At 65.5% G+C, this 8,968-nt stretch carries 13 protein-coding genes; 9 read left to right on the top strand and 4 right to left on the bottom strand.

Annotation, left to right across the window (positions count from 1 at the left end; translation table 11 throughout):
- The coding region (locus tag GM676_RS30655; protein WP_211923322.1) for a peptidoglycan-binding protein at nt 1-826 on the top strand (826 nt) is incomplete at its 5' end.
- On the opposite strand, the gene GM676_RS30660 is transcribed toward GM676_RS30655, so the two are convergent.
- The gene (locus GM676_RS30660) at nt 827-1,174 is read right to left on the bottom strand and encodes a GFA family protein (protein ID WP_155468355.1); all 348 of its coding nucleotides are present in this window, start codon (nt 1,172-1,174) and stop codon (nt 827-829) included. It abuts the gene before it with no gap.
- Between the two features lie 63 nt (nt 1,175-1,237).
- Here GM676_RS30660 and GM676_RS30665 point away from each other — a divergent pair, with 63 nt between their 5' ends.
- From GM676_RS30665 to bufB, 6 genes are all read left to right on the top strand, one after another.
- Nucleotides 1,238-1,960 (top strand): general secretion pathway protein GspB, encoded by a 723-nt coding sequence (locus GM676_RS30665; RefSeq protein ID WP_155468356.1) that lies wholly within the window; start codon nt 1,238-1,240, stop codon nt 1,958-1,960.
- 67 nt (nt 1,961-2,027) lie between these two features.
- Entirely contained in the window at nt 2,028-2,216 is a 189-nt protein-coding gene (locus GM676_RS30670; protein WP_155468357.1) for a hypothetical protein, read from the top strand.
- Nucleotides 2,217-2,298: 82 nt separating this feature from the next.
- On the top strand, nt 2,299-2,820 hold the full coding sequence (mobB, locus tag GM676_RS30675) for a molybdopterin-guanine dinucleotide biosynthesis protein B (RefSeq protein WP_155468358.1): 522 nt from the start codon (nt 2,299-2,301) through the stop codon (nt 2,818-2,820).
- Nucleotides 2,821-2,874: 54 nt separating this feature from the next.
- Nucleotides 2,875-3,066, top strand: a complete 192-nt coding sequence (locus GM676_RS30680; RefSeq protein WP_155468359.1) for a YjfB family protein — start codon at nt 2,875-2,877, stop codon at nt 3,064-3,066.
- Nucleotides 3,067-3,228: 162 nt separating this feature from the next.
- Nucleotides 3,229-3,480: a BufA1 family periplasmic bufferin-type metallophore gene (locus tag GM676_RS30685; RefSeq protein WP_155468360.1), complete on the top strand. Its 252-nt coding sequence runs from the start codon at nt 3,229-3,231 to the stop codon at nt 3,478-3,480.
- 23 nt (nt 3,481-3,503) lie between these two features.
- Nucleotides 3,504-5,237, top strand: coding sequence for an MNIO family bufferin maturase (bufB, locus tag GM676_RS30690; RefSeq protein WP_155468361.1), 1,734 nt, complete (start codon nt 3,504-3,506; stop codon nt 5,235-5,237).
- On the opposite strand, the gene GM676_RS30695 is transcribed toward bufB, so the two are convergent.
- Nucleotides 5,211-5,504 (bottom strand): DUF883 domain-containing protein, encoded by a 294-nt coding sequence (locus GM676_RS30695; RefSeq protein ID WP_155468362.1) that lies wholly within the window; start codon nt 5,502-5,504, stop codon nt 5,211-5,213. The genes bufB and GM676_RS30695 overlap by 27 nt on opposite strands.
- Before the next feature lie 148 nt (nt 5,505-5,652).
- The gene (locus GM676_RS30700) at nt 5,653-5,871 is read right to left on the bottom strand and encodes an RNA-binding S4 domain-containing protein (protein ID WP_155468363.1); all 219 of its coding nucleotides are present in this window, start codon (nt 5,869-5,871) and stop codon (nt 5,653-5,655) included.
- Between the two features lie 178 nt (nt 5,872-6,049).
- On the opposite strand from GM676_RS30700, the gene GM676_RS30705 reads away from it, so the two are divergent.
- A complete protein-coding gene (locus tag GM676_RS30705; protein WP_155468364.1) occupies nt 6,050-6,952 on the top strand; it encodes a hypothetical protein in 903 nt (300 codons plus the stop codon).
- Here the strand turns inward: GM676_RS30705 and fumC are convergent, their stop codons facing one another.
- Entirely contained in the window at nt 6,953-8,350 is a 1,398-nt protein-coding gene (gene fumC, locus GM676_RS30710) for a class II fumarate hydratase (RefSeq protein ID WP_155468365.1), read from the bottom strand.
- Nucleotides 8,351-8,477: 127 nt separating this feature from the next.
- On the opposite strand from fumC, the gene GM676_RS30715 reads away from it, so the two are divergent.
- Nucleotides 8,478-8,968 (top strand): type IV pilus assembly protein FimV (locus GM676_RS30715; protein WP_371866415.1); only part of this gene is annotated, 491 nt, incomplete at its 3' end.

The raw sequence follows: 8,968 nt of genomic DNA on the forward strand, positions 1-8,968 counted from the left end.
GGTCGTCGCTCCGGTGCAAGCGGCAGAGGCCGGCCACGCACAGCCGGGCCGCACGGCAGGGGGCGTCGCCGCATCCGGCGCGGTGCTTGCGCCTGCCGGAGCCGGCGTGGCGGCAGGCGTCCCATCGGCGGGGGCAGGCGGTGCTGCGGGAGACGCGACGGTGGGGCGAATGACTGTGGGAGGGGCGGCTGCGGGGAGCGTCGTGGGAGGCGCGGTTGCGTCAGCCGGAGGCGCCGCGGCTGGCGCGCTGCCGCCAGGCGGTAACAGCGCGGCGGCCTTGCGCCAGTTGGCCGGTCTGTGGGGCTTGACGCTGGTTGATGGCGATCCTTGCCCGACCGCCGCGCGCGCCAATCTGCGCTGTCTGCCAGTCAAGGGCACGCTGGAAGAACTGCGCCTGCTCGACCGTCCCGCCATGCTCAAGCTGCATGACGATCCGGCCGCGCCCAATTACGTGCTGCTGACCGCGCTCGACGAGCACACGGCCACCATCACCGCTGCCGGCGGCAAGCCGCAAACGCTCTCACTGGAAGCCCTCACGGCCCGCTACGACGGCGAATTCACCACGTACTGGCGCGCCCCGCGCAGCTGGCGCGACGAGGTGCGCGGCGGCGATCAGGGCCCGGACGTGGACTGGCTGGCCAAGCGCCTGTCGCAAATCTACGATCTGAAAAAGCCACAGGAAAACCAGCCGCTGGACGCGCCGTTGCGCAAGCGTCTGATTGAATTCCAGACCGCGCAGCAGCTCAAGGCCGACGGCGTGGCCGGCCCCAAGACCTTCATCCGCCTGTATCAGCTGGGCGGGGTGCAGGAACCGCGCCTGCGCTGATCAGACCGAGCGGCCGTCGTAGTGATGCACCGGAATGGCTTCCAGGTCGATACCCTCGATGCAGCGCAGGTTGATGGCCGCCGTGGCGTCGCCATTCGGCGCGGTGCCTTCGCCGAACGGGTGGATGCCGCACTTGGCGCAGAAGTGATGCTTGATGACGTGCTTGTTGAACAGGTAGGTGCTGAGGTTGGCTTCGGGCGTCAGCAGGCGCAGCGCGCTGCGTGGCACAAACCACAGCAAGGAACCCTTGCGCTGGCACATCGAGCAATTGCAGGACAAGGCGGTGCCGATGTCGCCTTCCGCTTCAAATTTGATCTGGCCGCAATGGCAGCTGCCGGTGTATTTCATGAGTTGTCTCCGTCGGGTTGTTGTGACGTGTAAGATAGCGCGAACTCCGATTCATTAAAAGCTATGTCTTATATTTTGGAAGCCTTGAAAAAGGCGCAGGCAGAACGTCAGCTGGGCAGCTCGCCCACCATCCACGCCCCGACCTTGCAGACGGCCGGGACGGCGTCGGCCACGGCGCGGTTCAGCAAGCCCATGCTGCTGGCGGTGCTGGGCATGGCGGTGGTGATCGGTGTGCTGCTGGTGCTGGTGTTGCGGCCTGCGGCCGAGCCCAAGGCTGGGCCATCGACGCCGTCGGCCGCCGCGCCGGCCGTTGCGCCTGCTCCCGCGCCGGCAATGGCGTCGGCAGTGGCGCCCGTCGCGCCGACGCCGCTGCCGGCGCCTGACGCCGACCTGCCGCCGTCGGTCGCCAATCTGGCGCGCGCGCCGGCATCCGCGCCGCAACCGGTCCCAGCTCCGGCGGCATCGACTTCGCAGGCAGCGTCGCCAGCGCTGTCGCAAACCGTGGCGCCGGCGCTGGCATCCGGCGCACCTGCCAAGTCCTCGGCGGTACCGGAAGAGCCGGTCGTCAATCTACGCGAACTGCCGGAACCGATCCAGCGCGCCATTCCCCCGGTGACGGTGGGCGGTTACATTTATTCCAAAAACGCCGCCGACCGCCTGTTGCTGGTCGATAAAGTGCTGCGCCACGAAGGCGAGGAGGTCGCGCCCGGGCTGCTGCTGGAGAAATTGCAGCCGAAGGAGGCGGTGTTCAACTTCCGTGGCTATCGTTACCGCGTTCCGTATTGAGTTGTAATTCGCACGTCACAAAGTCATGATATTTTGTTACCATTGTGAACTCAGCAATGGAGATATCATGAAACATTTGAAGTTCCTGCCTTTTTTGATCGCCGCCGCCTCCTACATGCCGCGCGCCCATGCGGCGGAAGTGGCGCAGTCCGCCGAGCCGAGCGGCGTCAGCATGCTGCTGATCTGTTTCGGCCTGGTGCTGCTGTCGGCAGCCGCGCCGCGTCACAGCGCCGTCGTCAAGCCTGAACAGCAATAAACCCTGTCACCTGGCCTGCTGCGGCAATGAATCTTGCTGCGTATAATGTTGGGTATCAACATAGGGCTTCAAAGGGCAGGCAATGCAATCTATTCTCGGGGTGGTAGGAACTTCCGGCAGTGGCAAGACGACCCTGCTGGAATTTTTGCTGGCGCAGCTGGCGCAACAGGGCTTGAAGGTCAATGTCATCAAGCACAGCCACCACGATCTGCAATTCGAGCCGCAGCACAAGGATAGCGCGCGCCTGCGCATGGCCGGCGCGGCCGAGGTGATGGTGGGCTCGCCATTCCGCTACGCCATCATTCACGAGCTGCGCGGGGCGCCCGAGCCCACCTTGGAGGAGCAGCTGGCGCGCATGTCGCCGGCCGACCTGACCTTGCTGGAGGGCTTCAAGTCCTACGCCATCGACAAGCTGGAAGTGTACCGGGTGGAAGCCGGCCGGGCGCCGCTGTATCCGCACGACGAGCGGGTGCTGGCGGTGGCGGCCGACCATCCGCGTCCGGACGGGCTGCGCGACAGTCTGACTTGGCTGGACCTGAACCAGCCGCAGCAGGTACTTGCCTGGCTGCTCACCCATCTGAAAAAAAATTCAGCGAACGGCTAAAGTTCGCGCGCAAACCTCCGATAATGAAGTGATAGCCCTCAGGAGGACCGAAAAATGGACGTTACCGGTATTGCTCAGACCGCAACCACAATCGCTGACACCGGCACCAAGCAGGCTGTTGGCGTTGCTGTGTTGAAAAAAGCTCAGGATATCCAGGCTTCCAGCGCTTCCGCCCTGATCGAGGCGATTCCGCCGGTGCCAAATCTGCCGTCTCACCTCGGCAACAACATCAACACCAAGGCCTGAGCGGCTGCCGCGGCCCATCCAGGCGCCGCCATTTCTCCTGCGCAGCGTCGGCTGCGCGGCGCGGTCTCGCGCATTCCTCCTTCCCATGTGTAGACAGGTGCATAACGGCCGCATTGCTGGTACGCTGCGGGTGCTGTCATTTTTTTCCACAGGAGACTCTTCATGAATAAACGTCAAGCCTTGATCGCGGCCGCGCTGGCCACCGTATGCGCTGCCCAGGTGGGCACTGCCGCCGCCGCCGAAGAAAAAGAAAAATGCTACGGCGTCGCCAAGGCTGGCCAGAACGATTGCGGCACCGCCAAGCACTCCTGCTCGGGTCAGGCCAAGGCCGACAACGAGCCGGATGAGTGGAAGTTCGTCGCGAAAGGCACCTGCGAGAAAGCCGGCGGCAAGACCACGCCGCCAGCCAAGTAACAGGCGCGCGCGGAGCGGCAGGGATGTCTGGCCTGGGTGTCGGCGTTGGCTTGCGCGCTCCGCATTACCGGCAGTTTCTGAGCCAGCGGCCGCCTGTCGGCTGGCTGGAGGTGCATAGCGAGAACTATCTCGATCAAGGTGGCTGGGACTGGCACGTGTTGCAGCAATTGCGGCGCGATTATCCGGTCAGCCTGCACGGCGTGGGCCTGGGACTGGGCTCGGCGCGCGGTTTTTCTTCGGATCATCTGGCGCGCGTGGCCGCGCTGGTGCGGCAGGTGGAACCGGTCCTGGTGTCCGAGCATTTGTGCTGGGGCGCGGTGGCGGACCGGCATTTCAACGATTTGTTACCCCTGACTTTGGACCGGGCCGCGCTCGATCTGATGAGCGAACGCGTGGGCCGGGTGCAGGATGCGCTGGGGCGGCAGCTGTTGCTGGAGAATGTGTCGACTTATGTGCGCTTCCATGCGGACGCCATGAGCGAGGCCGAGTTCATGGCGGCGCTGGCGTCGCGCACCGGTTGCGGGCTGCTGTTGGACATCAATAATCTGTACGTCAATCAGTGCAACCATGGCGAGGATGCGCTGGCTGCGCTGGCCGCCATTGAGCCGGGTATGGTGGGCGAGATGCATCTGGCCGGGCATCTGGTGACGCCGCAGGCGGTGATCGATCATCATGGCGACCGCGTGGCGGAGCCGGTGTGGCGCTTGTATGAGGCGGCGCTGGCGCGCTTTGGCGCGGTGCCGACTTTGATCGAGTGGGATACCGATATTCCGGCGCTGGAGGTGCTGCTGGCCGAGGCCGACCGGGCAGCGGCGCTGCACGCCCGCGCCGCGCCGCTGTCGGCCAGCCGGTCGGCCGCAGCCGGCGTCGTGGCTGCTGGCGAGCGCGAAGGCAAGGACGATGGCAGAGACGTCGGCGGGGGCGATGCAGCGCGGGATCAGCAGCTGTTTGCCAGCGCGCTGTTCGACGTGCGGCAGGCCGGTGCGGCGCTGGCTTTGTGCCGGGCCGGCCGCGCCGAGGCGGATGTCGTCGTTGCGGCTGCGAGTGCCGGCGCTGACGCCGCCACCACCGCTGCCGAGCACGGGCTGGCGCTGTATCGCGGCAACCTGACCGAAACCTGGACCAAGACGCTGGCGGCGACCTACCCGGTGGTGCTCGCGCTGGTCGGCGCGGAATTCTTCGGCGGCCTGGCGCGCGCCTACGGCCGCGCCCATCCGTCCGACAATCCCGATCTGAATCGCTTCGGCGCGCACTTCGCCACCTTCCTGCGCGATTTCCCGCATACGGCCGACTTGCCCTACCTGCCGGACATGGCAAAGCTGGAATGGCTGCTGCACCGGGCTCACTACGCGCCGCAAGCGCCGGCGCTCAGCGCGCGGCAACTGGCCACCATCGCGCCGGAGCAGGTCGAGGCCACCGTCTTCCCGCTGCATCCGGCGGCGCAGCTGTTTCGCTCGGAGTGGGCGGTGGTGCCGCTGTGGCAAGCTCATCAGCAGGAAAGCGGCGTGGGTTTCCCGCCGGAGCTGGCCGTGCCCAGCCACGCGCTGGTCAGCCGGCCGGCATGGCAGGCGGGTGCGCAGCCGCTCAGCGCGGCCAGCCATGCCGCGTTACAAGTATTGTCGGAAGGTGGAAACTTCGGCGCGGCGCTGGATGCCGCGTTGGCGCAGGATGAAGCATTCGATGTCGGCGCCAGCTTGCGGCACTGGCTGACGCATGCGGCGTTGGCGGAATCAGTTGTCGCGGCGGAAAGCGCGTAGCAGGCGGGCCTCGCCGGTCAGGTCCCGGTGCAGACGGTTGGCGATGGCGGTCAGCTCAATCATGCGGTCGATCTGCACATCCTCAAACCGCGCCAGTTCCTCGGTGGCGGTGGCCAGCGCTTCGGCCAGCTTGTTGCGGGCAGCCTGGTACAGCGCGCCATGATACTGGTCCGTATTCTTGAGCAACTCCTCGGCGTTCTCGATCACCTGGCGCAAATCGTCCAGCAATCGCTCCTGGGTCGGGCTGCCTGGTTCAGGACCGTCCATGACGTCCCCCTGTCAAAACTGGTTGAAAAAGCCGGGCGGAAAACTAAGCCAATATAACCGTGCCGGCGCACACTGGTTTGCGCGCGCTCAAACGCTCTGCAAGGCCACACTTGCAGCTTAGAATATTATTTCTCAAAAGCAAGAAAAATTACACGCCAACCACGCTGATTCTAACGTCCCCGACGCTGACCTGCTGGCCGGCGCGGATTTTTGCAGTCTTGCGCAGCTCTTGCTTGCCGTCGACTTTGACATCGCCGCTGGCGACGATTTGCTTGCCGGCGCCGCCGCTGTCGCACAGCCCCACCAGCTTGAGAAGTTGATTCAACTCAACAAATTCGCCGTTTAACTCAAAACTTACTTTCTGCATTTTATCCTCTGTTGCCATGATGTGAAATCGGTTTGTCTAGTGTAGCGGCATTCCGACAGGCGCGCAGTTTACCGCATCACCGCAAAGTAATTTGGTTTGCTAGGGGGCAAAGAAAGGAATATGCTGGATTCAACTGCCACCCATTTGGCAGGGCGCAAAGACCGTAGCGAGTTGCATCATGAACAAGCTTCTGCTGGCATTGGCGACACTGGCCCTGAACGCGGCCAACGCCGTCGCATCCGATCCGTTTGCCGCGTCCCAGACCCCGCCATGGTTTGAAAAGCGCGCCGACTCGGCCCTGCTGTTCGAGGCGGCCGACCGACAGGGGGCGCTGGCCGACTCGCTCTCCAGCACGCCCCGTTATGCCGCCTTCGCCGGTTCGCCGCGCCTGCACTTTGGCGCGCTGCCGGACCATCTGGCGCTGCTCGATCCGCTCGGCCCGCTGCTCAACGAGCACGGCAAACGCTTCCTCAGCAGCGCCGAATTTGAAAAGAAAATGGGACGCGGCACCGGCATCCTGACCTTCGGCATCCTGCGCGAATACGGCGGCGCGCCGGGCTGGCAGCACAGCCTGTCGATGATGTGGAACACGCGGCCGACCACGCGCTTCACCTCGCTGTCGCTGGGTTACGCGCTGTCCTCGACCGGCTCGCTGATGGCGATGGCGTCGTACGGCAAGACCGAGGGCATCGGCGCGCCGGACAGCCTGCTGTCGCAGGTGTCGTCGGTGCGCACGGTGGCGTACAGCCTGGGCTATGTGCAGCGGCAGATTTTCACCCGCAACGACCGGCTGGCATTCACCCTGTCGATCCCGGCCAAGGTGCGCACCAGTTCGCTCGACTACAGCGGCGTGTTGACGCCGGCGGCCGATCCTGGCGTGGCGGCGTTTGGCGGGCCGCGCCTGAACCTGCGGCCGACCGCCACCGAGCGCGACCTGGAATTCGGCTACACCCGCTTCCTCGGCCGCGACGGCAGCAAGGGGCGGGTGACCGGGGCCATCATGTACCGCGTCAATCCCGGCCATGATGCCAACGCCAGGCCCGATCTGCTGATGGGCGTGCGTTATTCCTACGGCTTCTGATCAGCCCTTGGCGCCCGGCCTGGTCATGTCCAGTGGCACGATCCACTGTTCGAACTGCTCGGCGCTGACGTAGCCCAGCGCCAGCGCGGCCTGCTTCAGCGTGGTGCCTTCGTGCTGGGCTTGCTTGGCGATGGCGGCGGCCTTGTCGTAGCCGATGTGTGGCGCCAGCGCGGTGACCAGCATCAGCGAGTGCTCCATCAATTCCGCGATGCGGCCGCGATTCGGCTCGATGCCGTGCACGCAATGTTCCTCGAAGCTGCGCATGCCGTCGGCCAGCAGGCGCGCGCTTTGCAGGAAGTTGTGGGCGATCATCGGCTTGTAGACGTTGAGCTCGAAGTTGCCGGAGGCGCCGCCCATGGTGATGGCGACGTCGTTGCCGAACACCTGACAGGCCAGCATGGTCAGCGCCTCGCACTGGGTCGGGTTGACCTTGCCCGGCATGATGGAGCTGCCCGGCTCGTTTTCGGGGATGGTGATTTCGCCCAGGCCGGAGCGCGGGCCGGAAGCCATCCAGCGCACGTCGTTGGCGATTTTCATCAGGGCGGCGGCCAGGGTTTTCAGCGCGCCGTGGGCCGACAGCAGGGCGTCGTGGCCGGCCAGCGCGGCGAATTTGTTGTCGGCGGTCTTGAACGGCAGGTGCAGCGCGTGCTCCAGCTCGGCGGCGATGCGGGGGGCGTATTGCGGGTGCGCGTTGAGGCCGGTGCCGACGGCGGTGCCGCCGGCCGCCAGTTGCAGCACGCCGGGCAGGGCGGCGTTGATGGCGTGTTCGGCAAAGTCCAGATGGGCGACGTAGCCGGAGAATTCCTGGCCCAGCGTCAGCGGCGTGGCGTCTTGCAGGTGGGTGCGGCCGATCTTGACGATGTCGGCGAAGGCCGCGGCCTTGGCGTGCAGGCTGGCGCGCAGCTGTTTCAGCGCTGGCAGCACGTTGTTGGCCAGCGCCAGCGCGGCGGCGACGTGGATGGCGGTGGGGAAGATGTCGTTCGAGGACTGGCCTTTGTTGACGTCGTCGTTCGGGTGCAGCATGCGGCGTTCGCCGCGCACGCCGCCCATCAGCTCGGAGCCGCGGTTGGCCAGCACTTCGTTCATGTTCATGTTGGACTGGGTGCCGGAGCCGGTTTGCCACACGGCCAGCGGGAATTCGCCCGGGTGTTTGTCGGCCAGCACTTCGTCGGCGGCCTGGGTGATGGCGATGGCCTTGGGGCCGTCCAGCAGGCCGAGGTCGAGGTTGACGCGCGCGGCGGCGCGCTTGACGCTGGCCAGGGCGTGGATCAGTTCGACCGGCATTTTTTCGGTGGAGATGCGGAAGTGTTCGAGGGAGCGCTGGGTCTGCGCGCCCCAAAGCTGGGCGTCGGGGACGTCGATCGGGCCAAAACTGTCGCGTTCGCTGCGGGTGCTCATGGGTTGTCCTTGGTGGGGAATGAGGTGATCGAGTGTAGCGCAGTTTGGAAAAATTGACCGAGGGCTACAAAATCGGAAAATCCGGCCGTTATAGCGATTACACTTTAGAGATTCTTGCTTTTAAAAGATGATGCAGCGCAATTTCCTGACCCCGATTTTCGCTTTGGCCTTGGCTGGCGCTGTGCATGCGGCCGAGCTGGGCGAGATTGCGCCGCGCTCTTACATCGGGCAGCCGCTGGCGGTGGATATCGATCTGGTGTCGCTGACGCCGGAGGAGGCGTCCGGCTTGCAGGTGCGGCTGGCGGCGCCGGATGTGTACCGTGGCGCCAATACGGTGATGAATCCGGCGCTGGGTTCGGTGCGCATGCAGGTGGAGCGGCGCGGCGGCAAGCCGGTGTTGCATGTGACCACCACCCGGGCGGTGGAGGCGGAGTATCTGCATTTGTATGTGGCGCTGGGGGTGCCGGGCAAGCAGGAGGTGCGGCTGGCCACGGTGTGGTTGCAGCCGGACCCGAATCCGGCGCCGCCGCCGGCGCCCGCCGCGCCGGTGGCACCGCCGGTGCCGCTGGCCAGTGCGATGACGCCGGCGCAGGCGGAGCAGATCACGGCGCAGGCCAG

Origin of the sequence: Duganella radicis, from assembly GCF_009720825.1 — a bacterium.
GTDB classification, from domain to species: Bacteria; Pseudomonadota; Gammaproteobacteria; order Burkholderiales; family Burkholderiaceae_D; genus Rugamonas; species Rugamonas radicis.